This window comes from Anatilimnocola aquadivae, assembly GCF_049819085.1.
Taxonomy (GTDB): Bacteria; Planctomycetota; Planctomycetia; order Pirellulales; family Pirellulaceae; genus Anatilimnocola.
In genome coordinates this window covers 1,468,081-1,492,227 of sequence record NZ_CP187419.1, presented here as the reverse complement: position 1 = coordinate 1,492,227, position 24,147 = coordinate 1,468,081, and the positions used below count along the sequence as shown (strand labels likewise).

15 protein-coding genes are annotated in these 24,147 nt (G+C 58.7%); 8 read left to right on the top strand and 7 right to left on the bottom strand.

Going from position 1 to position 24,147, the window contains the following annotated elements; translation table 11 throughout:
* Positions 1–277 precede the first annotated feature (277 nt).
* The 3 genes from NA78x_RS05910 to NA78x_RS05900 all read right to left on the bottom strand — a co-directional run bounded on the left by NA78x_RS05910 (position 278) and on the right by NA78x_RS05900 (position 3,861).
* Entirely contained in the window at positions 278–559 is a 282-nt protein-coding gene (locus NA78x_RS05910) for a hypothetical protein (RefSeq protein ID WP_425617505.1), read from the bottom strand.
* A 410-nt stretch (positions 560–969) separates the two neighbouring features.
* Positions 970–3,132 carry a hypothetical protein gene (locus NA78x_RS05905; RefSeq protein WP_425617504.1) on the bottom strand — a complete coding sequence of 721 codons (2,163 nt, stop codon included), beginning with the start codon at positions 3,130–3,132 and terminating at the stop codon, positions 970–972.
* 231 nt (positions 3,133–3,363) lie between these two features.
* Entirely contained in the window at positions 3,364–3,861 is a 498-nt protein-coding gene (locus tag NA78x_RS05900; protein WP_425617503.1) for an acyl-CoA thioesterase, read from the bottom strand.
* A 739-nt stretch (positions 3,862–4,600) separates the two neighbouring features.
* Here NA78x_RS05900 and secA point away from each other — a divergent pair.
* Positions 4,601–8,287 (top strand): preprotein translocase subunit SecA, encoded by a 3,687-nt coding sequence (gene secA / locus NA78x_RS05895; protein ID WP_425617502.1) that lies wholly within the window; start codon positions 4,601–4,603, stop codon positions 8,285–8,287.
* Between the two features lie 156 nt (positions 8,288–8,443).
* The gene (locus tag NA78x_RS05890) at positions 8,444–9,793 is read left to right on the top strand and encodes a 3-deoxy-D-manno-octulosonic acid transferase (RefSeq protein ID WP_425617501.1); all 1,350 of its coding nucleotides are present in this window, start codon (positions 8,444–8,446) and stop codon (positions 9,791–9,793) included.
* 12 nt (positions 9,794–9,805) lie between these two features.
* On the opposite strand, the gene NA78x_RS05885 is transcribed toward NA78x_RS05890, so the two are convergent.
* Both NA78x_RS05885 and NA78x_RS05880 read right to left on the bottom strand, forming a co-directional pair.
* Positions 9,806–11,611: an Hsp70 family protein gene (locus NA78x_RS05885; protein ID WP_425617500.1), complete on the bottom strand. Its 1,806-nt coding sequence runs from the start codon at positions 11,609–11,611 to the stop codon at positions 9,806–9,808.
* Positions 11,612–12,160, bottom strand: a complete 549-nt coding sequence (locus tag NA78x_RS05880) for a DUF2760 domain-containing protein (protein WP_425617499.1) — start codon at positions 12,158–12,160, stop codon at positions 11,612–11,614.
* A 740-nt stretch (positions 12,161–12,900) separates the two neighbouring features.
* Here NA78x_RS05880 and NA78x_RS05875 point away from each other — a divergent pair.
* The 4 genes from NA78x_RS05875 to NA78x_RS05860 all read left to right on the top strand — a co-directional run bounded on the left by NA78x_RS05875 (position 12,901) and on the right by NA78x_RS05860 (position 20,255).
* Positions 12,901–17,946 (top strand): Ig-like domain-containing protein, encoded by a 5,046-nt coding sequence (locus tag NA78x_RS05875; RefSeq protein ID WP_425617498.1) that lies wholly within the window; start codon positions 12,901–12,903, stop codon positions 17,944–17,946.
* Between the two features lie 182 nt (positions 17,947–18,128).
* The gene (locus NA78x_RS05870) at positions 18,129–18,944 is read left to right on the top strand and encodes a TIM barrel protein (RefSeq protein WP_425617497.1); all 816 of its coding nucleotides are present in this window, start codon (positions 18,129–18,131) and stop codon (positions 18,942–18,944) included.
* A 35-nt stretch (positions 18,945–18,979) separates the two neighbouring features.
* On the top strand, positions 18,980–19,423 hold the full coding sequence (locus NA78x_RS05865; RefSeq protein WP_425617496.1) for an RbsD/FucU family protein: 444 nt from the start codon (positions 18,980–18,982) through the stop codon (positions 19,421–19,423).
* A gap of 76 nt (positions 19,424–19,499) precedes the next feature.
* Positions 19,500–20,255 carry a hypothetical protein gene (locus tag NA78x_RS05860; protein WP_425617495.1) on the top strand — a complete coding sequence of 252 codons (756 nt, stop codon included), beginning with the start codon at positions 19,500–19,502 and terminating at the stop codon, positions 20,253–20,255.
* Positions 20,256–20,332: 77 nt separating this feature from the next.
* On the opposite strand, the gene NA78x_RS05855 is transcribed toward NA78x_RS05860, so the two are convergent.
* Complete coding sequence (locus NA78x_RS05855) at positions 20,333–20,695, bottom strand: response regulator (RefSeq protein ID WP_425617494.1); 363 nt, start codon at positions 20,693–20,695, stop codon at positions 20,333–20,335.
* Between the two features lie 198 nt (positions 20,696–20,893).
* Here NA78x_RS05855 and NA78x_RS05850 point away from each other — a divergent pair, with 198 nt between their 5' ends.
* Both NA78x_RS05850 and NA78x_RS05845 read left to right on the top strand, forming a co-directional pair.
* Positions 20,894–21,469: a hypothetical protein gene (locus NA78x_RS05850; RefSeq protein WP_425617493.1), complete on the top strand. Its 576-nt coding sequence runs from the start codon at positions 20,894–20,896 to the stop codon at positions 21,467–21,469.
* A gap of 155 nt (positions 21,470–21,624) precedes the next feature.
* Complete coding sequence (locus NA78x_RS05845; RefSeq protein ID WP_425617492.1) at positions 21,625–23,397, top strand: cytochrome c peroxidase; 1,773 nt, start codon at positions 21,625–21,627, stop codon at positions 23,395–23,397.
* Between the two features lie 61 nt (positions 23,398–23,458).
* On the opposite strand, the gene NA78x_RS05840 is transcribed toward NA78x_RS05845, so the two are convergent.
* Entirely contained in the window at positions 23,459–24,109 is a 651-nt protein-coding gene (locus NA78x_RS05840) for a hypothetical protein (RefSeq protein WP_425617491.1), read from the bottom strand.
* Between the last annotated feature and the right edge of the window lie 38 nt (positions 24,110–24,147).

Genomic DNA, 24,147 nt, shown 5'->3' with positions numbered 1-24,147 from the left:
GCTTATCTTAGTCGAGGCGCGGGCGCGTGGGGAGAAGTGAAGAGGTAGTGAGGCGAGGGGGGCGGGCAGAGAGATCACGGCGCAGAGACATGGCCGCAATTTCGACGTAACTCCCCGTGCGCGCGAACCCGCTTGGGTCCTATTTGTTGGAAAACCAGCCGAGTTTATCAACACCCCTTGCTCCGCCGTGCGCAACCTTACGACGACTAGCAGCGCCCGAAATCGTGGCGCACAGACTGGCAAGCCAGTGGTTTCTTTTCGACGTGCCGTGAGTCGCCTAGAAGCCGGTGACGGCCAGCGAGCTACGGAGGTCGAGCGTCGCGCCGACAGCCATCAGCGAGAAGGTGGTGCCGCACCAGGCCCAGGTGCCACTTTGGGCTTCGATGGCAACCATCGTTGCCACGGCGAGGCCGATCAGGCAGCCGAAAAAGAGAGTACGAAAACAGGTGCACGCGATGGGACAACGGCGCGGAAGCCGAGCGAGAACGACACTCGCCAGTCCCAGCAGCTGCAACGCGATCGTACCCCAAAACAGCATCGGATCCATGAATTCCAACATGCGCGCACTCCCTGCACGCAGCGATTTCGAGAGGTAGGTGTTAGGCCTGCAACCGAAGTTGGGCTTTTACACCATCGGCCATGGGCCGAAAGCCTCTACAGAACCACCGCAAACGCGCCCGTCAGGTTACCTGTTCATGTAACTCAACGAGCGACAAACCCTGGGCACCATTCATCCATGAACGGCCTGCCTGACCCTTAGCGACTGCCGTGCCAGATTTTCGAACTCATTTCAGGAAAATCTGTGCGGCACAGAAGAATTGTTGTAGATCTGGGGTGAAACTGTCGACCCCAACTTGCTTTTCGAGCGCAGATTTTCTGAAGAATGCTAGCAAATTGTCAAAATTACTACGCTGGCGGTTGTAAGAATTACAACTTGAGTTTGCCAGCGTGCTTTGCTAGTGCGATCTGCTAGCGGTCGGTCCGTCGCCAAGGGCGGCGGACGTAGGGACGAGCCTCTGCTGGCTCGCGCTCGGCCTTGACTTGATTGGGTTCGGCAGTCGCTTTGCGGGATTCGATCGTCGTGGTCGCTGTTTCCGTAGAAACCGCCTCGGCGCTAACACTCAACACCCCCGGCACCGCCCGCTCGGGACGGTCTGGGATGGAACGCTCAGCGCGTTCGCCGCGCAGGCGGCCTTCCCAAGGGGGCGAGGTCCAATTGCCGGGCGGCCGCGGACCGCCACCAAAGCGTGGCCCAAAGCCTGGGCCAATTCCTGGCGGGTTTGCTTGTCCCGCGCCGGGGGTCGCGCCCCAACCTCGACCAAAGGTGCGCCACATCGGTCGCAGCACGCTTTCGAGATTCCAGTCGTGCCCCGTTTGGTTATAGGCATCGCTGCCCCAACGATGGAACTTGCCGCCATCGTCCTGAGCATCGGGGCCAGTGCTATACAGCACATAGCCGTACTTCAGCGGATGATAGACCAGTGGTTGCTGGGTGAAAGGATCGAGTGGCAGCACGATGAGCAGATGCGGCACCAGATCTTTCAAACTCTGGGGATAGCGGTCGTTCTGATGATGGAACAGGCGAAGAGCCAGATCGGTGGCGAGCAAGCGACGTTGGGCCGATTCGCGAGTAAAGGGCTGGGCCAAGGCCTGATAGCCGTTCGTTTCGGTGCTTGGGATCTTGAGAGCCCGTTGCACGACTGCTTCCAGTCGATGGCGCCAGCCGTGAGCGATGTCCGTCCAGTAGCGATCGCGAGCATGCGTCAGTTGTGGATTCTCTGCAGCCGCATCGAGCGAATCGAGCACGCTCAAGATTGCAGGTAGCAGGTCGGAAGGGAGATGATCTCGATACTGAGCCAAATGGATCAGCCCGGCATTCTTGATGGCCGCTGCCGCTTGCGCGTGAATGCAAATGCCGCCGCGAGACAAGTGATTGCCGAGGCGAAGCGTGGCCAGATCGAACTCGACGCCCCGCTTCATGTTCCCTTCGCGATAAGCGAGTTCCGCCTCGCGATGCCACCGACGTGCCATCGTGCGGAGCGAAGCGAGTTGCATGTTCTGTGATTCGAGCGAGTCTTCGTCGCCGCGACGATCGAGTTCGAGGGCGACGCAGCCAGGTTGCTTCACCAGCTTGAGCGATTCGTCATAGATGGCTTCGACTTGCTCGGGATAGTTGGTGTTCGGATAACGCGAGCGAAGCTCTTGGAGCGAGAACTCGCCGACGCCCAAGTGTTCGAGCCGAGCGCTCATGGTCACCAATTGTGGCAGAGCGTTGTTGCGAATTTGCGGTGCAGGAACGGCTGGCGGTCCCACAAACATGGCCATGTACAAAACCACCGCCGGCGAAGCGGTCATCGCCACGAGCGAGGCGACCAGGCGTCGCCGTTGTTGCAGCACGACCGGTCGATCGACGGCTTGCCAGCACCAGCGGATGAACCACAGGCCGATGAGAAGCAGCGTCGTAAAGAGCAGGTAGAATTCGCCGAGCGGGACCCAAGTCAAGTGTTGCGGACCAGCGACACCAATCAAGTAAAGCGCACGGAGACCATCGCCCCATGTCGATTCGAAAATGATGCCCAGGCAGACAAAACCAAACAGACAGATCGCCAAGAAGATGCCGCCACGCAAACCCACCAGTGCCAAGCAGATGAGGCTGATCGCAAACAACAGGACCAGATCGAAGCAGATGCCAACCCAGGAGAAGTTCAAATTGCGCCAGGGCAATTGCACCAACACCGAAAGGACGACGGCAATCACCGTCGTGGTCAGCAGGGCATCGCCGAGCGACATCTTCCAATACTGACGAACCGGTTTGGCGGTCTTGCCAGTAGTCACTGGTGGCAGCTTCTCGGCACGCACGATTCCCAGTTCTGCTTCCCACCGCTTGCGCAACATCGCGGCAGCCATCGCCAGCCCAAGGACGAGCGGAAAGAGCATGACGAGCGGTTCGTAGGCGCGAATCGGCAGCAACAACAATAGCGGCGCGCATAGCAACGAAATTCGCCAGAACCAATGGAGGCGAACCAGGCCAGCCAGCATGGCGGCCCAGCATACGGCACCAGCGGTTAACGCCAGGGCCAAGGTGTGAATGTGGATTGCAATGGCTTGCAGCCAGGTCAGTTCATCAGGCATTTCGATCCCTTTCTCGCGAGCCCAGCCAATGACAACGAGCAAAGTCGCTGATGATTGCTGTAGCTTGCCGCCCTGGAGTTAACTCCTCGCGCACGAGAAATGAAGCTCCTGGTTTGGTCAACGATTCCATCGCCCGGTCGTTACGGTGGCCCGTTGTGCCTGTCTCGGCCGGCGTTCTGGCAAACTGCCGACCGAATTCATTCGTTACTTGGGTAGGTGTTTCGGTACCGTTCACGCTTCCAGCCCTCCGCTGCGAAATGTTCGGCCTTCCAACTGTTCGATGGCAGAGCGAACTTCTGCAGGAATCGCGGCTGGACGCTGCGACTGATAGTTAAACACCACAATCACGGAAGAGGATTCGGCAACGATCGCATTTTGTTGATTACTGACGATGGCATGCTCCATCACCAGGCTTGTTTTTCCCAGCTTGGTGACGCGCGAACCAATCGACACACTATCTGGGAAGTGCAACTGGCGACGGTAGTTGCAATCGATCTTGGCGAGGATGGGGCCCAGTACCGTAGGTGCTAGCCAGTCTGCCAAGCCAAGCTTTTGGATGTAGGCAACCCGCGCTGACTCGCACCAGCGGAAGTAGACGGTGTTGTTGACGTGTCCAAGTGCGTCTTGGTCGCCCCATTGAACGGGCCACTCGAGAACGACCGGAAAATCGCTCAGCAGACTCGTTGCCGAGGGTTGCTGTCCGGTTTGCTCTGGGGCTCCAGTGTTCATGCGGTTCTCGTAACACCTAAACGCAATCAGATTTGCGCTGTACTCAAATGAGTTGTCGCGGGAAGTGGTTGGTCGGGATTGCTTCAGCTGCAATCAGCCTGGCGTGCCGTAGTGCGCGGGTGGACAAACCGCGAAGAGAGGACGGCAGTGGGCGGGGCGGGCTTTCGATCTGGATGGAGAGATCTGGGTTCGAGGTAGGAGAGTAACCAGATCGCTCGTGTATCACTATACTCGGCTACGGCAGTCCGAGAAAAGGGTTAATGGGCAGCAAGTTCACATTCTTGCGGGCAATACTTATCGTGCTATCAGTCTCTTCGTCGGCTCTTAACACAGTTATTCCGCAAGCGTTGCGCTAAACCTGCTGTCACTGGCTAATGTCATCAGGGAACCTTAATCTGGTCGATTGTGGCGTCGAATCTTCCTTTCGGGTTTCGAAGGATTGGTTTCTGACGGCGCAGGACCAATTGCCAGCTCCGCGCTGACTTCACAAACGCCTCCTGCCATTTCGGCAGCGATGGCAGAGCTTTCAATCCGCAATTGACCATTTTCGCCGGTCGCAATAAACTTCTGAGGCTGTGCAAGTTGCGCCAATCGGAATGACCGTGCAGGCACTCGGGCAGGGCATTTGCACTTACGACCGCGAATTGCGCCAGAGCTGGCAGGATGTCACTCTGCGCTGGGGAACCACGGCCCAGCCTAAAACGTGCGCACAAAAATCTCTTTGCGACTGATGTGAAGTATGGACTTACTAGAGCGGACCTGGGAATCGTTTGGCCAGTTTTTTGGCGGCCTGCTATCAGGCTTCGAGCGCGGCGTGACTGCCATGTTCGGCACGTCGAACGCCCGGCTCATTCGCAAGATGTATGCTCGGGTCGAGTCGATCAACGAACTCGAGTCTCGCTTTCAGGCAATGTCCGACGCGGACTTGAAAGAACAGACAGCGAAGTTTCGCCAGCGGTTGAAAGCTGGCGAGTCGCTCGACGACATTCTCGTCGAAGCCTTCGCCGTCTGCCGCGAAGGCGGTCGCCGCTTTCTAGGCATGCGTCACTACGACGTGCAAATGGTCGGCGGCATGGTGCTGCACGGCGGTGCCATCGCCGAAATGGTGACGGGCGAAGGCAAGACCCTCGTCGCCACGTTGCCAGCGTATCTGAATGCCATCGAAGGCAAGGGTGTGCATGTCGTAACCGTGAACGACTACCTCGCCCGCCGCGACATGGAATGGATGGCTCCGCTCTACATGGGGCTGGGCCTGACTGTCGGCGCGATTCAAAGTGATATGGAAGTCGACGAGCGCCAAGCTGCTTACGACTGCGATATTACCTACGGCACCAACAACGAATTCGGCTTCGACTACCTGCGCGATAACATGCGTCCCGCCGCGCGCGGCGACGATCGCTTTCCCAAGCCGCTGCAACAGTCGCAGAAGGTGCTGAACTTCGCGATCATCGACGAAGTCGACAACATTCTGGTCGACGAAGCTCGTACGCCGCTCATCATCAGCGGTCCAGCGTTTCAAAACGTCAACAAGTACGGCGAAGCCGATCGCGTGGCTCGCGCGCTAAAGCGTGAGACGCATTTTGTCGTTAACGAAAAAGATCACAACGTCAGCCTGACCGATGATGGCGTGCGCGAAGCTGAACGGCTCGCAGGTGTCGAAAGCTTCTACACCGCCGACAACATGGAATGGCCTCACCTGATCGATAACGCGCTGAAGGCTCACTACCTGTATCAGCTCGACGTGCGTTACGTGGTGAAAGAAGGCAAGGTCATCATCGTCGACGAGTTCACCGGCCGCTTGATGGATGGCCGCCAGTGGAGCGACGGTCTGCACCAGGCTGTCGAAGCGAAAGAAGGGGTGAAGATCAAGGAAGAGACCCAGACGCTCGCCACCATCACCCTGCAAAACTTCTTCAAGCTCTACAACAAGCTCTGCGGTATGACCGGTACGGCCATGACCGAAGCCAGCGAGTTTTGGAAGATCTACAAGCTCGACGTCATTGCGATTCCAACCAACCGCGGCATGCAGCGGATTGAATTCCCCGATGCGATCTATCGCACCGAGAAGGAAAAGTTCATCGCTGTTGCCGACGATATCGAACGCGTTCACAAGTACGACACGGTCGTGCTGAAGACGGGCGAAGAACTCGTCGGTTTGATCCTCAAAGAAACCGAAGACAAGATTGAGTATCAACCGAAAGAAACTCGCGACGTTGAAGTTGTCGAGCGCTCAAAGATTGATCACCTCGAATATCGTGGCCGACCGGTGCTGATCGGTACGGTCTCGATCGAGAAGAGCGAACGGATTGGCGCGATGCTTGAGAAGCGGGGCGTGAAGCACCTGGTGCTCAATGCCAAGCATCACAAGCGCGAAGCTGACATTGTCGCTCAGGCCGGTCGACTGGGGGCCGTGACCATCGCCACGAACATGGCGGGCCGTGGTACCGACATCATCCTCGGCGGCAATGCCGAAACCATGGCCTGGGCCAAGTTGCAAGAAAAGTACAAGACTCGCCTCGATGTGCCCGCTGCCGAGTGGGATGGCCTCGTCCGCGAGATCGAAGAAAAAGAACAGATGAAGCCCGAAGGGGTCAAGGTCAAGGAACTGGGCGGCCTCTACGTCATCGGCACCGAACGTCACGAAGCTCGTCGTATCGATCTTCAGCTTCGCGGTCGCTGCGGTCGTCAAGGCGACCCCGGTAGCAGCCGCTTCTTCCTGTCGCTCGAAGACGACCTGATGCGAATCTTCGCCGGTCAGTGGGTGAAGTCGGTTCTCGATTGGCTCGGCATGAAGGAAGGCGAGCGGATCGAACATCCGATGGTCAGCCGGCGAATTTCGGCCGTGCAAAAGAAGATGGAAGAGCGGAACTTCGAAATCCGCAAGAACCTGCTCGAATACGACGAAGTGATGGACGAACAGCGGAAGCGGGTCTATCGCTTCCGCCAGAACATTCTCGATGGCGAGAATTGCCGCGACGTGATTCTGACCATGGTTCGCAAGCAAGTGAATCAGAACGTCGAATCGTTCCTCAAGCGAGATTACGGTGCCGGCGTGTTTGCCGCCTTCGCTGCGACTCGCCTGGCTGCCACGTTCGAAGCCCGAGACTTCGTCGGCATGGACTACGCTGGAGCCGAAGAGTATGCCCTGAGTGAGGCAACCCGTTCCGCCGAGACGCACGTGCAGGATGGTCTCGATGAGAATCTGCCCGAAGGGTCGGACGAAGAAGAGTGGAATTGGGAAGCGATGGCTAAGATGGCCAACACCCGCTGGGGTACCAATCTCCGCGATAAGGATCTGAAGAAGATCGGCCGTGATCACGTCGCCGAGCACATCATCGAACTGGCCCGCGAACGCATTAAGACCGTGGAACTGAGCGAAGGAAAGCCTTTCCTCGAGGACGACTTTGGTTACCGCACGGTGGTCGCCTGGGCTCGAGCCAAGTTCGGCTTGGACCTGGATCTCGATGCCATCAAGAAGCTCGACGTCAATGCCCTGAAAAAGTATGTCGTCGATCAAGCGGTGGCTGCTTACGATCGCAAGGAAGCAGAGTATCCGATCGTTGCCGGCATCTATAACTGTGGCGGTGGCGAGAAGGGTCAGCTCAATCGCGAAGAGCTGGTAGCGTGGGCTCGCGAGCGATTTAACTCGTCGCTCGAAGTCGACGATCTGAAGAACAAGACGCAAGCTGAAATGGTTCAGCTGATGTTGCCGCAGAGCCAGCGGTCGCAGCAGCAAGCCGAACAGACCATCGCCGAGGTCAAGAAGCGTGTTGCCGAAGTCTTCCAAAACAAGAACGGCGACGACAGCGATGCTGCCTTCAAGCCTTTGGCCACTTGGTCGCAGGAAACGCTTAAGTCGGAAATGACGGCCGAGAAGATGGCCGATTTGGACGCGGCAGAACTCGAGCATCAGCTGCTGATCGATGTTGAAGATCGCTATCGCCCGGAAATTCGCCGCATGGAGCGATCGGTGCTGCTGCAAGTCGTCGACAGCATGTGGAAAGACCACCTGCTGATGATGGACCGCCTGCGCAGCTCGGTTGGCCTCGTCGGCTATGCCCAGATTGATCCCAAGGTGGAGTACAAGCGCGAAGGTATGAAAACCTTCGAGCAGATGTGGCACTCGCTCGACGATCGTGTAACCGAACTGGTCTTCAAGGTCGAACAGCTGAACGAAGACTTTGTCCGCAGCACGTTCCCGCAAGACAAGATGAATGCTCGTCACGATTCGATGAGCGGTGCTGACGATGAGCTTGATGCTTCGCAGGAGCAGACCAGCAGTTCGTCGAACTCCGGGACCGATACTCGACCGGAACCGATTCGCAACCGCGGTCAGCGTGTGGGGCGTAACGATCCCTGCCCGTGCGGTAGCGGCAAGAAGTACAAGAACTGCCACATGCGCAGCAGTGGCGGAGCCATTGTGTAGGGGATCGGCTCCGCTTTGAACCTAATGTTCCCTGCTTAATGTGTGTTTGTGGAGTGGTTGCGACGATTGCGGTTCAGCCCCTCACCCTAACCCTCTCCCCGGAGTAACGAGGAGAGGGGACTAGAACTAAGAACAACGCTGCGAAAGGATTCGCGCATGGCCTACGTGCTGAACGTCGCGTACGTGCTGCTCATCATCGCAGCGAGTCCGTATCTTCTCTGGTCTCGTTGGCGGCATGGTAAATACCGCGATGGCTGGCGGCAGAAGTTCTGGGGCGATGTTCCCCGGCGGCGATCGCGCCGCACACCTTGCCTGTGGCTGCATGCCGTCAGCGTTGGTGAAGTGAATCTGCTTGAGCCGCTGATTGCCCGCTGGGAGAAATCGCATCCCGAGTGGGAAATTGTGATTAGCACCACGACGCAAACCGGCTTTGCCCTCGCGCAAAAGCGGTACGCGCCACGCATGATTTTCTACGCCCCGCTCGACTTCACGTGGTCGGTCGCTACCGCCCTGAAGATTATCTGTCCCACAATGCTGGTAATGGCCGAACTCGAACTGTGGCCCAACTGGATCGCCGCGGCCAAGCAAAGCGGCGCGAAAATCGCCGTTATCAACGGTCGCCTGAGCGAGAAGAGCTTTCGGGGATATCAACGCATCGCGCATTGGCTGCGAAGCACGCTGGCGATGCTCGATTTGGTCGCAGTGCAAAATCAAGAATACGCCGAGCGTTTCATCGCCCTGGGAACACCTGCCAAGCAAGTCACCGTTACGGGCTCGATGAAGTTCGACGGGGCCCAGACCGACCGAACGAATGCCGCCACGCGCCGGCTGTGCTCGCTTGCAGGAATCTCCGAAAGCGATATCGTTTTGCTCGCCGGCAGCACGCAAGCGCCCGAAGAACAGATTGCTTTGAATGTCTTTCAGCAGCTAGCGCCGCAGCATCCGAATTTAAAGCTGCTCGTCACCCCGCGACATCCCGAGCGGTTCGATGAAGTAGCAGCCATCCTCGACAAGAGCTGCGTTCGCTGGCAACGAAGATCGAAACTCGAAACTGCGGGCAACGATCCGCTGGCCCGCGTGCTGCTGATCGATGTCGTCGGCGAACTTGGTGCCTGGTGGGGTGCGAGCCACATTGCTTACGTCGGCGGCAGTCTGAGCCGCCGTGGTGGGCAGAACATGATCGAACCGGCTGCCTATGGCTCAGCGATCTCATTCGGCCCGAATACCTGGAATTTCAAAGACGTCGTGCAGTTGCTGCTCGGCAAGCAGGCGGCCGTGGTCGTGAAGAACGAAGCGGAACTGAAGTCATTCGTCGCCCGCTGTCTCGCGGACCCAGCGTTCGCCGCTCAACTGGGCCAGCGAGCAATGGAGCTGGTACGCGAACAGCAAGGCGCGACCGATCGAACGGTGGCGATCTTAGAAGGTCTCGCCGCGAATCGTCTCGCTCCCACATTGCCGGCTCATCCCACGTGGAGGAAGAGCGAGGGTAAGCGAAGGGCGGGTTAGTAAGAAGGAAGTTTACGCATCCGCATCTTTTCGCACGCTGAACTCGAGTTTCCAGCGCTGCGGAGCTTCACTGCTGGTAGGACGAGTGCCGGCGCACCAGAGTTCGAAGACGCCGAGTTCGGTCAGGTTCGATTGAAAACGAACCGGCACGTAGTCGTCCTGTGTCTCGTCTTCTTTGGGTAATGCCGCTTCCAGCGAATCGGTTTCGGCCAGTTCTTCTTCGTCCCACGAACTGAGTAGATCGCCGGGCTTGTCGCCTTTACGCGTGGGCGAGCTGAAGAAGCGGAAGGTGGCGGGCTCGCCAACCACGAGGCCGATTTCACCCGACGGGACGTCGACGGTCGTACCTTCCTCCATGCCGAACGGCACGACGCAGAGCGCGCGAAGCGGACGCGGAGCACCTGGAATCGCCAGGCCGGCCGTTTCGATACCCACGTAGTACGACCGAGCCGTGCCGCCGCGGATCCGCACGCCGCCGTGCAACTTGGCCCAGCCATAATAGGCAGCGCCGCGGGCGACGGCGTGATCGAGGTCTTGTTCTCCGTCCAGAATCTTCGCGGGCTTGCTGGGAGCCCAATCGCCCAGCACTTCCATCAGCCGATTGCGGAACGGAGCCGCTTTGAAGACGCCACCGTTGAAGAGCACATGTGTCGGCTGCACCGCGGTACCATCGGATCCGTGGGCTGAGAGGAACGCAGCCAGGTGGCGAGTGACGGCGGTGTCCGATTCAAACGGCAAGCCAATTTCTTGAAAGCCCGACTGGCGACGTCGCGCGGGCTTATCGCTGAGTGAGGTTTTGGGGAAGAAGCCTTCGAGAAGCAATTCGGCGGCGCTAGCACGCTCGACATCGACGGTGACCGTACCACCGATCAGCTTGCTGCCGCGGCCAAGTACGCTGACGGGATGTTTCTTAGGGCCTTCTTCCGGGAGCAAGGTTTCTTTCGCCATGCGGCAGGCATGCCAGAGCGAAACCGATTGCCACGGATCGAGCTTGGTTCCCTTTTCGGCGAATTTGCCGGCAACGAAATGTGCGAGGGCAAGATCCATGTTGTCGCCACCGACCAGCAAGTGATCGCCGACGGCAATTCGCCGCAACATCAGTTCGCCACGTTCCTCGGCGACACCGACGAGCGTGAGGTCGGTGGTGCCACCACCTACATCGCACACCAGCAGCGTATCGCCGACTTTGAGTGCGCGGCGCCAACGCTCGCCCATGCTGGTGAGCCAGGCATAGACGGCTGCCTGAGGTTCTTCGAGCAACACCAGGCTCTGCGGCAAGCCAGCAGCAAGTGCTGCTTCGCGAGTCAGCTCGCGGGCCGCGGCGTCGAACGATGCGGGAACCGTGAGCACCACTTGCTGACTGGCCAGCGGAGCATCGGGAAAGGCTTGTTCCCAGGCAGAACGAAGGTGTTCGAGATACCGCTTCGAAGCCGCGACCGGCGAGACCTTCGCCACTTCAGCCGGCGCGTTCCAAGGCAGAATCGGCTGATGGCGATCGACCTTGCTGTGGCAGAGCCAGCTCTTGGCGGCCGTAACGGTCCGCTGCGGTGCATCGGCCGCTTGCTTGCGAGCCAGTTCGCCAGCGACTTGAGTCTGGCCACTTTGCCAGGGCAAATCGAGCGCGCCGCCGGTCGCTTCATGATCGGGAGCGAGATACAAGAACGACGGCAGCGTGTTGCGGTTCTCGATCGAGCCGGCAGCGGTTAGCTGCGGAATCGGCAATAGCTGAACCTGAGGCTTTTCGGCATTGATGGGTGCGTAGGCGAGGACGCTGTTGGTGGTTCCCAGGTCGATGCCGATGACGTATTGAGCGGTCACTTAGATCTCCACTTCGGCAGGGGCGACGACGAGGGCGGAACTATTGCTACCAGTCCAGGCGGGCAAATTGACTTGCGTGGCTTCCCAACCGGCGTGGGTCAGGCTGCCGCGGTGCGGACCATTGCCGGCCACGTTGCCGACCAGGCGAAAGCGGGCCGGGTCGTAGCCTGCGGGCACTTCGGCCTGGTCCCCTTCCGTCTGCGAACTGACCCGCTTCAAGGCAAAGAAGCGATCGACTACCCCAGCGGAATCCCGCAGCACGTTGCGAGCTGCGGCCCCGATTTGTTCGTCGGAATAGTCGCCCAGGGGCTCTTGAATGAGGTCGACGAGGCGAGCTTCTCGCTGCAACGCGGCTAGCAGGGTCAGCGCTTCGCTCCGTTTGGGCACAGCCGGAGCCTTGGCGGGGACGTTCTCTTTTGGCAACGTCTCGCCGCCTGTGATGACCGCTGGCAACGCTCGTCCAGCGAGCGCGGCGTCGATTCTGTCCGCTGCGGCAGCATCGAACAGCGCCTTAAAGAAGGCTCGAAAGGCCACTCCGATTCGTCCCATGTGTATATCTCAACTAGAGTTGCGTCACAAAGTGCCGCGCGCGTGAAAAATCCGTACAAACGGACGAAACTTCCCAGGGCGTGCTGGCGTCAAACATCAAGCGGTTTTCGCTGCGCGGTTGGAGCGAAGTTTGCAAACGACTCAGTCTACAGGTCGCCCGCCCTTCACAGGGCACTGGTAGTACAACCCGGCTGAAGGGCAGTTGTCAACGGCCAGCATGCGGCAACGTGCAGCCAAAGGGTTGCCATTGCCCAAGTGTCTAAGTTCGACGGTTTATCCCGAAAAAGCGGCAGTTCCTTACCTTATGTCTTTCCCCACTTCCCTAACCGTCTATCTTGGAAGTTGTGAGCGACCCGACAGCGGCGGGTCGTTTGCCGCGACTCAACGTCGTGCGGGCGTATCTCGTGTCAGCACTGTCCGGAACCAGTGTTGGCCCCAACCGTTTTCCCCAGTGTGCGGCGGCCAGCGATGGCACGTGCCGAAGCGCGCTAACTTCAACTCCCTCGTTCAATCCACCAGTCTTTGGCAACCGACGTTGCGCGCCTCGCGCACCGCCGTCGGCTATGGGTCTGAGCGGATCGCTCGCGATGTTGCAGCCAGGATGTCGTTGATCCCCTGTTCTTCCTTTGCACGTGACGTCTGGTAAGGCGGAACACCTTATTTCGACCGACGTGCAGAGCAGCAGTCATCTCCCGACCAGTCAGAATTTACGGTAGCAGAGCAGAAGGCAATCTCTCGTTATGAAGAAGCACCACCCGAGCCTCGCCCAACGAACCATCACCACGCTCAAGAAGATGTGGTCGCGCCGCCAGTCGCCCGAAGGCCGCAACGAGGACCTGCGTGGCCGCAAAAAGGCGTTCTTGTTCGAGTCGCTCGAAAATCGCTCGCTGATGGCCGGTGATCTCGGCAATCTGCCCGATTATGGCGACAACAGCAACGACGATACCCCGGCCATTACCGCCAACAACAGCGCTGGCGAAGCCTCGGTGCTGAATAACGACCTGGTGGCATTCGCTAAGGCTTTGGCCAATACGAATATCAAGTTCTATGGCGCTGCCTGGTGCCTGCACTGCACCGCGACGAAGAATCTGTTCGAAGATGGTGGCAAGTACCTGCCGTTCATCGAAGTGACCAACCCGGACAAGACTCCGAACGCCATCGCCCAGGCCAATAACATCACCACCTACCCAACCTGGGTGTGGCAAGATGGCTCGCGTTCGACGGGCGAGCTCACGCTGCAAGAGATCGTCACGAAGTCGGGCATCGCGATTCCGCAGAGCAGCCAGCCGTTCTTGGCGGAACTGGACGATGTTACCTTGCTCGGCGGTTCGCCTTTGATGATTGGCCTTGATGGGTACGATCCCAACGGTGGTGGAATCACGTACACCGTCACCAGCGACAATCCCACACTGGTCAATCCGACGATCCTGACGGGCAATCAAAGCATTCGCATGAATGTGGCCGGTTACGGCACGATGACCTATCAGCTGTTCGATAACTACGCCCCGCGCGTGACGGCGCAGATCAAGCAGTTGATTGCCAACGGTTTCTACAACGGCCTGACATTTCACCGCGTGATCAACGACTTTGTGATTCAGGGTGGTGATCCCACGGGGACTGGTACCGGCGGTTCGACGCTCGGCGACTTCGACGACCAGTTCAACGTCAATCTGAACCATAACCGCTCCGGCCTGCTGTCGATGGCCAAGAGCAGCGACGATACCAACGATTCGCAGTTCTTCATTACCGAAGAATTGAATCAAGGCTGGTTCGTCACGCTGACGGGCGCACCCACCGGCGGTACGTTCACGCTCAGTTATCAGGGTCAAACGACCGCTCCCATCGCCTTCAACAATTCGAGCATGGCGACCACTTCGGAGAGCATTAAAGCGGCTCTCGGTGCGCTGACGAACATCGGCGCGAGCAACATCAAGGTCACTCACACGCCGCAAATGAGCGGTTCGACGGTAACAGAGAACCGCCGCTTCTATGTCGAATTCACCAACGACCTCGGCAAGCAGACATTGATGCCTGTCACGGGCAACGGCACTGGTTTGACCGGCGGTACGAATCCGAACTTGTCGATCTTAGAAGGTCCACGTTCGAGCCGGCACTTGGACTTCAATCACTCCATCTTCGGTGCATTGGTCGAAGGCGAAGCCGTTCGCGATGCCATTAGCAACGTGCCGGTGAACAGCAGCAGCAAGCCGCTGGAAAATGTGATCATCAGTTCCATCGAAGTCTTCAACGACACCGAAAATGGCATGCTGCAGCTGAAGGCGGCCGAAGGTGCCACCGGTTCGGCGAACATCACCGTTACCGCGACCGATGCCGATGGGCAAACGACCACGCGCACCTTCAAGGTCGATGTCCGCCCCGACAACAAGAACGGTGCTCCGTTCCTGGCCGACATTCCGACGATCAACATCGCCTCGGGTGGTTCGACCACCTATCAGATGCAGGCGACCGACGCCGAAGGTCAAGCGATCGTTTACGAAGCTGCCAAGCCAACCGGCAACACGGTCAACTACACGCTTAACACCGACAGCGCTACTGGCCAGGTGACCATTACGCCACCGACTGGTTTTGTCGGCACGTTTAATGTCATCATGCGGGTGAAGGCAGCAACCACCACCGACACCAACGACGTCTACGATTCGCAGTTGGTGACGGTGAACGTCGGGCCCACCGGCAAGCCAGTTGTCGACCTCACCGCTGCTTCCGACACGGGCACGCTCGACAACGATAACGTGACCAATGCCAGCACGCTGTCATTCACTGTTTCGAATGTGACCAGCGGAGCAACCATCAAGCTCTACAACGGCAATACGGTAATCGCCCAAGGTGTCGCTAGCGGCACCTCCATCACACTGTCGACCGTAGCAATCAATTCGCTGGGAACCGGCACGTATCAGATTTCGGCGACACAGACAGTCAGCAACGCGGAAGGTGAACGAGCCGACAACCTGGAATTGAAGTTCGATAAGACGGCTCCCGGAGCCATTACTTCGACAGCGCCTGTCGAAGCGACCGTCGGCGTTCCGTATGTCTACAACGTCCAAAGCCCGGATGAAGGAACGGCGGGGGTCGTGTACTCGCTGGTTTCCGGCGCCCCCGCGGGCATGGCGATCAACAGTGCCACGGGCGTGTTGACTTGGACCCCAGCGGCCAATCAGACCGGCTCGCAGACCTTCACGGTGCTCGCGACCGATCTGGCTGGCAACGCCGTGAATCATCCGATTACGGTGAATGTCGCTGCTGCTACGCCCAAGGACGTCGAGTTTATCCTGCGGATCGTCGATGCCGACGGCAATGTGCTGAATAATCTGACCGCCGGCCAAGAGTTCTTCGTCGAAGGTTACGTCTCCGATACTCGCCCCGATGGCAGCAGTGCTTCGTTCGGTGCTTTTTCGTTCTATGCCGATATCAACTACTCGTCGAACGTGCAGCTGAACGGCACGATCCAGCCTGGCACGATCTACGGCGGCCGTAACGACGATGATATCTCCACTCCCGGCTTGATCGACGAGTTGTCCGGTGTGGCCGGCACCACTCCGGTAGGTCGCGGCGAGAAGCTGTTCGTCCGGATTCCGATGAAGGTCATTGGCACGGGTACCGTGGTCATCTCGTCGGACGCGGTGGAATCGACTGATGCCGACATTGCTCTGTATGGCGCTTCGCTGCCGACAGACCCCGAAGATGTGAACTTCGGCTCGGCGATGGCCAGCATCGGTGCCTCGATTGTTGCCAACAACGACACGTTCAACTTCGATGAAGACTCGACGAACCAGGTCATCAACCCAATCACCAACGATACCGTCACGGGCGGTTCGAACACCGAACTGATCATCACGGCGGTCGGTACGACCAGCAACGGCGGCACGGTAACCATCGCCGCGGACGGCAAGACGATTCTTTACACTCCGGCCGCCAACTATGCCGGTCTGGAGACTTTCACTTACACCGTCAAGCGAGGCACGTCGACCGAAACGAGCACCGCGACGATCAGCGTGCAAGTGCAGCCGAAGAACGATGCCCCGGTGGGTGTGGACGACACAGCTACCGTTTCGGAAGACAGCACCGATAACTCAATCGACGTGCTGGCCAACGACACCAGCGGGCCTGATACCAACGAAACTCGCACCGTCTCGGCCGTGACTCAAGGCAGCAATGGTGGCACCATCACGATTGGCCCGGGTGGCAACTCGGTGCGGTACACCCCCGCTGCGAACTTCAAGGGTACGGAAACCTTCACGTACACCGTTCGCGATAACGGCGGCTTGACCGATACGGCGACCGTGACCGTGACGGTTACCGATGCCAACGATAACCCCGTCGCTGTCAACGATACGGCGACCACGACTGAAGACATCGCCACGGCTATCACCATCAACGTGTTGGCTAACGATAACACGGGCGATGAGACCGGCGAAACGCTGACTGTTTCTGCTGTCGGCACGGGTAGCAACGGCGGCACGATCACGCGAGCCACCGACAACAAGAGCATCCTCTACAAGCCAGCTGCCAACTTTGCGGGCACCGAAACCTTCACCTACACCATCAGCGATGGCAACGGCGGCACCGCTACGGCCACGGTGACAGTCACGGTCACGGGCGTCAACGATCCGCCGACCGCTGCCAACGACACGCTCAACGCGTTTAAGAACAGCACCACTACCTTGCTTGTGCTGGCCAACGATTCGAGTGCGCCCGATGCCAACGAAACCTTCACCGTTACTGCGGTGACCCAAGGTGCTCATGGCACCATCGCCATCAGCCCCGGAGGCGGCAGCGTTACCTATACGCCAGCCGCGAATTACACCGGTACTGACACCTTCACTTATACCATCACCGATGCGGGCGGCCTGACTGCCACTGCTACGGTGACGGTCACCGTGCAGGACTTCGTCCCGTCATCTCTGGCTGGGTACGTCTTCAAGAACGGCGATAGCAGCCCGCTGGAAGGCGTGACGATCACGCTCACCGGCACCGACGTAAACAATGCAGCCGTCACTCGCACGGTGAAGACCGATGCCGCCGGTGCTTACAAGTTCGACGCGCTGATTCCTGGTACCTACAAGATCAAAGAAACCCAGCCCACGTTGATCAAGGATGGTGTCGACACCATCGGTAGCCAGGGTGGTACCGTCGCCAATGACGAGTTCACCATCACCCTCTCGCAAGGGACCAACGGTACAAACAACAACTTCGGTGAAGCGGGCGTGCAACCGACGACCACCACCGGAACCACGACGACGATCAACTTCCGCAAGAGCGATCTGTTCTCGCACAACAGCTCGAACTACGTCCTCGCCGCCGTCGATAACACCACCGGCAGCACGTGGATCAACGAAGTCGGAAGCAACTTCGCCGATGGCATGACGTCGACGCAGATCACCAAGCAGACCGGCAATCAGCTGAAGATTGAAGTCAAGAACGGAAGTGGCCCGGCTCAAACCGCGACGGTGAGCATGGACAGCCCGAACGTGCGAGCCATCGGCACCAGCGGCAACACGACGCTCTATCGCTTCCGCGGAAGTTCGAGCTTCTATGGATTTACTCCGTCTACTTCCGCCACCAGCACGCCGGCCGACGAGGAGAGCGACAGCATGTCCGGCGGTGAATACGTCGACGACAACCTGGCTGCTGCGGTTGCCGCCAACAACAGTTCCAACAACTCCGCGGGCGAGTATGTGAACCCGAACGAAGCGGCCGCTGTCGATACCCTGATGGCTCTCATTGGCAGCGATATGGACGACCAAGACGACGGCAACGACAGCAACTAAGCTTGTCGTTATCGGCCTCTCGGATGAACCCGGCGCGATCCCCTCTCGCCGGGTTTTTCTGTTTCTTGGGCACCGAGGGGAATGTTCAAGGTTTAAGGTTTAAGGTTCAATGTTGAAGCAGTCGCCTCGACCGGCAGTGCGTTTAACTTTGAACCTTGAACTTGAAACCTTAAACCTCTTCCATGCCATTCTCCAGCGTCACGGTCAGCCTGGTTCCCGAAGCTCGTGGTGGGCCGTTCGTTTTTTGGGATGATCTGCCGGCCGCGTGTGCAACGGCTCGGCAATTGGGCTTCGATGCCATCGAGATCTTCCCGCCGGGACCTGAGGCCATTAATATCGCCGCGGTAAAGCAACTGCTGAGCGATCATCAGTTGAAACTGGCCGCGATGGGCACGGGCGCGGGCTGGGTGAAGCACAAGTTGCACCTGACGCATGCCGACGCGAGTATTCGCGCGCGAGCGAAGGATTTCATTCGCTCGATCATCGATACCGCCGGCCCGCTTGGCGCACCAGCGATCATCGGTTCGATGCAAGGTCGCTGGGGCGAGAGTGTATCTCGCGAACAAGGCTTTGCCTGGCTGGGCGAAGCGCTCGTCGAACTGGGCAATCACGCGCAGCAATACAACGTGCCGCTGATCTACGAACCGCTCAATCGCTACGAGACCAACTATTGCACGACCGTCGAGTCTGGTGTTTCGCTGCTGAAGCAAGCGGGCGCGACCAACACGCTGTTACTCGCCGACTTGTTCCACATGAACATCGAAGAAGCCGATCTGCCCGCTGCCATCCGGTGCGGCAAAGGCTACATCGGCCACATTCATCTGGTCGACAGCAACCGTCGCCCCGCCGGCCTTGGCCATCTCGACCTCGCCCCCATCGCCGCCGCCCTGCGCGACATCCACTACGATCGCTTTCTTTCCGCCGAAGCACTCCCGTTCCCCGATTCCACCGCTGCGGCAAAAACCACGATTGAAACCTATCGCAAGTTCTTCGCCTAACTTTAAACTTTGCACTTTAAACCTGAAACCCTCCCATGCTTCACCACAAACTGATCCATCCCGAGATCCTCGCCATTCTGGGTCGCGCGGGGCATCACTCGACAATCTTGATTGCCGACGGCAACTATCCAGCGGCGTCGAAGCGTGGGCCGCGCGCGGAACTGGTATCGCTGAACCTGATGCCCGGCGTAGTCACGTGCACGCAGGTGCTGGAGGCCATTCTGTCGGCGGTGCCGATCGAAGCCATTCACACCATGATGTACGAGACCGAGGGGCCCTATGCCTTGAAGGAAGATCCCGAGGTTTGGGATTCGTACCGGCAAACATTGAAAGACGCGGGATCTTCGCTGAAACTAGAACCCATCGAGAAATGGAAGTTCTACGACGAGGTCGTCACGCCCGACCATGTGCTGACCGTGCAAACGGCCGATCAGCAGCGATATGCGAATCTCTTGCTGCATATCGGGGTTAGGATGTAGGGGGGAAGGGCGCGGGAGGCGTGAGACGAGAGGCTGGGGAAGGGACTAGGAACTAGAGACGAGGGGTTGGTGAAACATGAAGCGCATCGTTGGAATGTTGGTGGTGGCGTTGATGATGCTGACCACGAATGCGCACGCGGCGGATGAGAAAGAGGCGACGCCCGAGCAACTGGCGGCACAGAAAGAGCAGCTGAGCAAGGTGCAAAAGCTGGTGGGCTCGTGGAAGGGTGTCGGGCAGCCTCAGCGGGGCAGCACCAAGGATTCTTGGATCGAGCAGGCCAATTGGGCCTGGCGCTTCAGCCCGCAGCGAACAACGCTCTTCACGCGTCCCGAGAAGAGCAAGTACTTTTCCAAGCTGGAACTGATTGCCGGCGAGCAGGCCGACGCATATTCCATGGCGGCCACGCCCGCAGCGGGCGGTGAGGCCGTCACCTATCAGGGCAAGCTCGATGCCGATGGGAAATTGTCGCTGGAGCAAACATTCGCTCCGGCAGGACTGCCGCAGCGAATCTCGCTGCGCTTTGTCGCCGAGGGTAAACGCCTGCTGGTCTTGTACGAAGGGAAGACGCAGTTCAGCGATCAGCTGGTGCGACTGGCCGAGGTTGGTCTGACGCGCGAGGGAAGTGGCTTCGGTCAAGGCGCGCAAGGGCCCGAGTGCGTCGTCACCGGCGGCGCAGGATTGATTGCCGTCGAATATGACGGTCAGAAATACTTCGTCTGCTGCACCGGTTGCCGCGACTACTTCAACGCCGATCCCGCTAAAGCGCTCGCTGAATACAAGGAGCGCAAGGCCGAGGAGAAAAAGGCGTTGGAGGAAGCGAAGAAGGGTTAAAGGGAGGAAGAGAAAAGGCCCTATGCTCTTTACTTTCTCTTCATCCCTGCATCGCTTTCACCGTTCAACTCTACTCACTAGCAGCCGAACTTTTCCAGCTTCTGGCGCAGAGTGTCGGCGGTGAAAGGCTTCACCAGGTAATCGGAAACGCCGGCCTGGATGGCTTCCAGCACGCGGGTCTTTTCCGCTTCCGTGGTGACCATGATGATTGGCACCGTGGCATTGATGGCGCGAATCTCGCGAATCACATCAAGGCCGTTCTTTTTCGGCATGTTCCAGTCAGTCAGCACCATGTCGTAGGTGGCCTGCTGAAACATGATGACTGCTTCTTCGCCATCCGCTGCTTCGGCAGCGTCGGGAACCCCAACGGCTTGCAGCGAACGCAAAATGATCTTCCGCATCGTGCTCGAATCGTCGGCAACCAAAACCTTCTTGCTCATGTCAAAGCTTCCACTCACGTGTTCGGTAATCGCCTGCCCCAATGCTGGCGGACAACGCTACGTTGTCGAATGTGCGTGTCAAATGTGCGTAATTCCCGCAGTCGCCACGGCTACTCAATTGGCGCGATTGCGTCTAACTTGAACCTCTGCCACGGCCACTCGTACCACCTATAACGACTGCAACGCTTTAACTTTCTCATGAACGACACCAAACACGCCTCGCCGCAATTCGTTTCGCCCGGCTCCTCGCAGTGGGCGGGCAAGGTGGTCGTCATTGGCGTGTTTGTCGTCGCCTTAAGTGCCGCCTCATTCGCCCTGTGGTGGAATATCACGCGAGCCAAGAAATCGCTCGAGTTCTGGGGCAAGGACTCGGTGCGCGCCATTCAGCACGGTAAAAAAGTCGAATTGATGGAGCTAAAAAGTTGGCCCAAAGCGGAATCGGACCAGCACGAAGGAAAGCGATTCGCTTGGGGGGAACAGGAAATCCAGATCGCCAAGACGCACGATATTTCGGGCGCTCACGGCCTGGCGCATGCCCGGCATTCACTCACCGACGACTCCAGCTTTGTATGGACAGTCACCACTCCCGCTGAGCAGCCAAATTGGACCCACGCCGTCAGCTTTGACGACGACACCACCGATGTGCTGATTCTGCTCGATCTCACCAACCGCCGGCTCGTCTACTACAACGGCCTGCGCGAAGTGACCATCATCCCCAAGATCAGCGAAGGCTGGCAGACCTACATCGGCAAGCAGCTGAAAGCAAAACCTTAGCCTTTCCAGGTGGCAACGACCAGCGCCTGCAATAGCTTGAAAACCCCCGGCGGCATCGCCAAACTGAAAGACCCCTCCTCACCGCGACGATACCTCCCCGAACCTCTCCTCAACTACGAACTACGAACTTCCAACCTATCCCCCCGGGTTCCCTCATGCACAGTACCCGAATTGCCCTCATCGTCGTTGCCCTGCTCGCGCCCCTGACGAGCGCAGCGGAACTCGATCGCTCGCCCATCGATCTGGCGATCGCCCCCGACGAATCCTGGCTGGTGACGATCAACCAGACGAGCGACAGTGCTTCGCTGGTGCGAACGAGCGATGGCCGCGTGCTGCACGAGCTGCCCGTCGGCGATCATCCTACGGGTATCACGCTGCTGCCGAGCGGCAACGAACTGCTCGTCGCCTGTCAGCATTCGGGCGACTTGGTGCGCCTGCAAGTGAATGGCGAGCAACTAAAAGTGCTGGGCAAACTCAACGTCGGCTATCTACCGCATAGCGTGATCGTGACGAAGGATGGCCAGACCGCGTATGTTTCGCTGATGGCTTCCGCCGAGATCGCCATCGTCGATCTGGCCAAGAATGAAGTCAGCGAAAAGATTGCTGTCGGTCGTTGGCCCCGGCATCTGGCTTTGTCGGCCGACGGCAACACGTTGGCCGTCGCGGCGAGTGGGGATCGCGGCATTTCGGTCGTCGACCTCACCACGAAGAAGCAAAAGTTCCACGAAACCTTCATGGGGCTGAACATTGGCCAGTTGCAGATCGGCAAAGATCAGCAGCAGGTGTACACCACATGGATGACGTACCGCGGCTTTCCACTCAACATCGCCAACATTCGCCAAGGCTGGGTGCTCGGCAGCCGTGTCGGGCGAGTGCGGCTCGACGAATCCACTCGCCGGGAAGCAATGGCGCTCGATCCACGCGGTCGTGCTGTCGCCGACCCCTACGGCTTTGCCCTCACCAGCGACGAGCAGCGAATGGTCGTCGCCGCCGGTGGTACGCACGAACTGCTGGTCTATCGCGCGACCGATCTGCCGCTCAAGGCCGTCGGCAGCGACGATCACGTCCCCGACGAAGTGCTGAAAGACAGCGACCGCTTCTTTCGCATCGAACTGGGCGGCAAGCCTCAAGGGCTGAAGATCGCCAAGGATGACAAGACGGTCTACGTGGCCAACTACTTTTCGAACAGTGTGCAGGTCGTCGATATCGCCAGTAAGGAAGTGACGAAAACCTTCGCTCTCGGCGGGCCGGAGAAACCTTCGCAAGCTCGCGAGGGAGAACAGATTTTTTACGATGCCCGCCGCAGTCTCGACCAGTGGTATAGCTGTGCGACCTGCCACGTCGATGGCGGCACGAATTCTATCCCCATGGATACGCTCAACGACGGCACGCCGTTCACCAGCAAGACCGTCCTCCCCCTTTATCACCTGGCCGAAACGGCTCCCTGGACCTGGCATGGCTGGCAGAAAGATCTCACAGCCGCCATGAAGAAGTCACTCGTCGATACGATGCACGGCCCGATTCCCACCGACGACGACGCCACGAAGGTCCTCGCCTACCTGCAAGAACTCAAGCCCGCGCCGAATCCGTTCCTTGCCAAAGACGGCAAGCTGACCGCTGCCCAGGAACGTGGCCGGCAACTCTTCACCGGCACGGCCGCCAATTGCCTGCAATGCCACACCGGCCCGCACTTCACCGACGGCCAGATTCACGAAGTGGGACTCGAATCCAAAAAGGACGCCTACCGCGGCTACAACACCCCCACGCTTCGCAACGTCTATCTCAAAACCACCCTCCTCCACGACGGCCGCTCCTCCACCCTCACCCAAGTCCTCTCCGGCCCTCACTCCCCCGACAAAGTCGCCGGCGAACGCCCCCTCACCGAAGACGAGATTAAGGATTTGGTGGAGTATCTAAAGACGTTGTGATCTAAGCCATTCACGTACCGATGCGCGAGTTACGCTTCCGCAGTGTTCGCTACCACGAGTATTACTTCTTCAGTTTGAACAGCGAGCCCAGTTGCAGTGGCTTCTCGTAGTTCTCGTCGATGTGTTGCTCGAGCTCGGGGGTTAGTTCTACGTGGTGGGACAAATAGCCAACTACGAAGAGTGCCGCTACGGTCATGGCGGCGGTGCCATAGAACGGAAGCCGCCAGGCGAAGGCTCCGGTCGACATCGCGGACGTTTGCAAGATGAAGATGGGCGCGATCCAGCGGTGCGAGCGAATCGAGAATTTTGCGTAGGCTTTGCCCTGCTGAGGGAATAACTTGCGAAAGAGCAGCCCCAGACCAAGGCTCGCGGGAAGCAGCGTCACACTGCCGAGGAGCATGTAGTCGAGATCGATCTTACCGGTGAGCCAGGATTCGCTTTGCTTGCTGCGATAGCCAGTCCCGCCCCAGCTACGATGCATGGTCCTTCCTCGTTGGTCGCGGATGTCGATCGCCTGCTGCTGGTCATCAAAGGTCACCGAGTCACCATGTGTTCGCAAGCGTTCGGCGGCCTTCTCGGCTGCCTGCCGCCAATACTCGGCTTTGGCTTGCCACTCTTGGGCAGTTTGCAGATCCTTGGTCTCAATCAGAATGCCGATCGATAGCCCCAGGACAAGCATCAACCAGAAGTAGTCTCGCAGCGTCAATTGCATTCGTGCATCCCGTCCAAAGAAGAGGGGATGTTGTTGTA

Bases quoted from the DNA above. Each gene is read 5' to 3' on its own strand.
- NA78x_RS05870 (WP_425617497.1), top strand. From the start codon at position 18,129: ATGCCATTCTCCAGCGTCACGGTCAGCCTGGTTCCCGAAGCTCGTGGT.
- NA78x_RS05900 (WP_425617503.1), bottom strand. From the start codon at position 3,861: ATGAACACTGGAGCCCCAGAGCAAACCGGACAGCAACCCTCGGCAACG.
- NA78x_RS05910 (WP_425617505.1), bottom strand. From the start codon at position 559: ATGTTGGAATTCATGGATCCGATGCTGTTTTGGGGTACGATCGCGTTG.
- NA78x_RS05865 (WP_425617496.1), top strand. From the start codon at position 18,980: ATGCTTCACCACAAACTGATCCATCCCGAGATCCTCGCCATTCTGGGT.
- NA78x_RS05880 (WP_425617499.1), bottom strand. From the start codon at position 12,160: ATGGGACGAATCGGAGTGGCCTTTCGAGCCTTCTTTAAGGCGCTGTTC.
- secA (WP_425617502.1), top strand. From the start codon at position 4,601: ATGGACTTACTAGAGCGGACCTGGGAATCGTTTGGCCAGTTTTTTGGC.
- NA78x_RS05855 (WP_425617494.1), bottom strand. From the start codon at position 20,695: ATGAGCAAGAAGGTTTTGGTTGCCGACGATTCGAGCACGATGCGGAAG.
- NA78x_RS05840 (WP_425617491.1), bottom strand. From the start codon at position 24,109: ATGCAATTGACGCTGCGAGACTACTTCTGGTTGATGCTTGTCCTGGGG.
- NA78x_RS05850 (WP_425617493.1), top strand. From the start codon at position 20,894: ATGAACGACACCAAACACGCCTCGCCGCAATTCGTTTCGCCCGGCTCC.
- NA78x_RS05845 (WP_425617492.1), top strand. From the start codon at position 21,625: ATGCACAGTACCCGAATTGCCCTCATCGTCGTTGCCCTGCTCGCGCCC.
- NA78x_RS05860 (WP_425617495.1), top strand. From the start codon at position 19,500: ATGAAGCGCATCGTTGGAATGTTGGTGGTGGCGTTGATGATGCTGACC.
- NA78x_RS05890 (WP_425617501.1), top strand. From the start codon at position 8,444: ATGGCCTACGTGCTGAACGTCGCGTACGTGCTGCTCATCATCGCAGCG.
- NA78x_RS05905 (WP_425617504.1), bottom strand. From the start codon at position 3,132: ATGCCTGATGAACTGACCTGGCTGCAAGCCATTGCAATCCACATTCAC.
- NA78x_RS05875 (WP_425617498.1), top strand. From the start codon at position 12,901: ATGAAGAAGCACCACCCGAGCCTCGCCCAACGAACCATCACCACGCTC.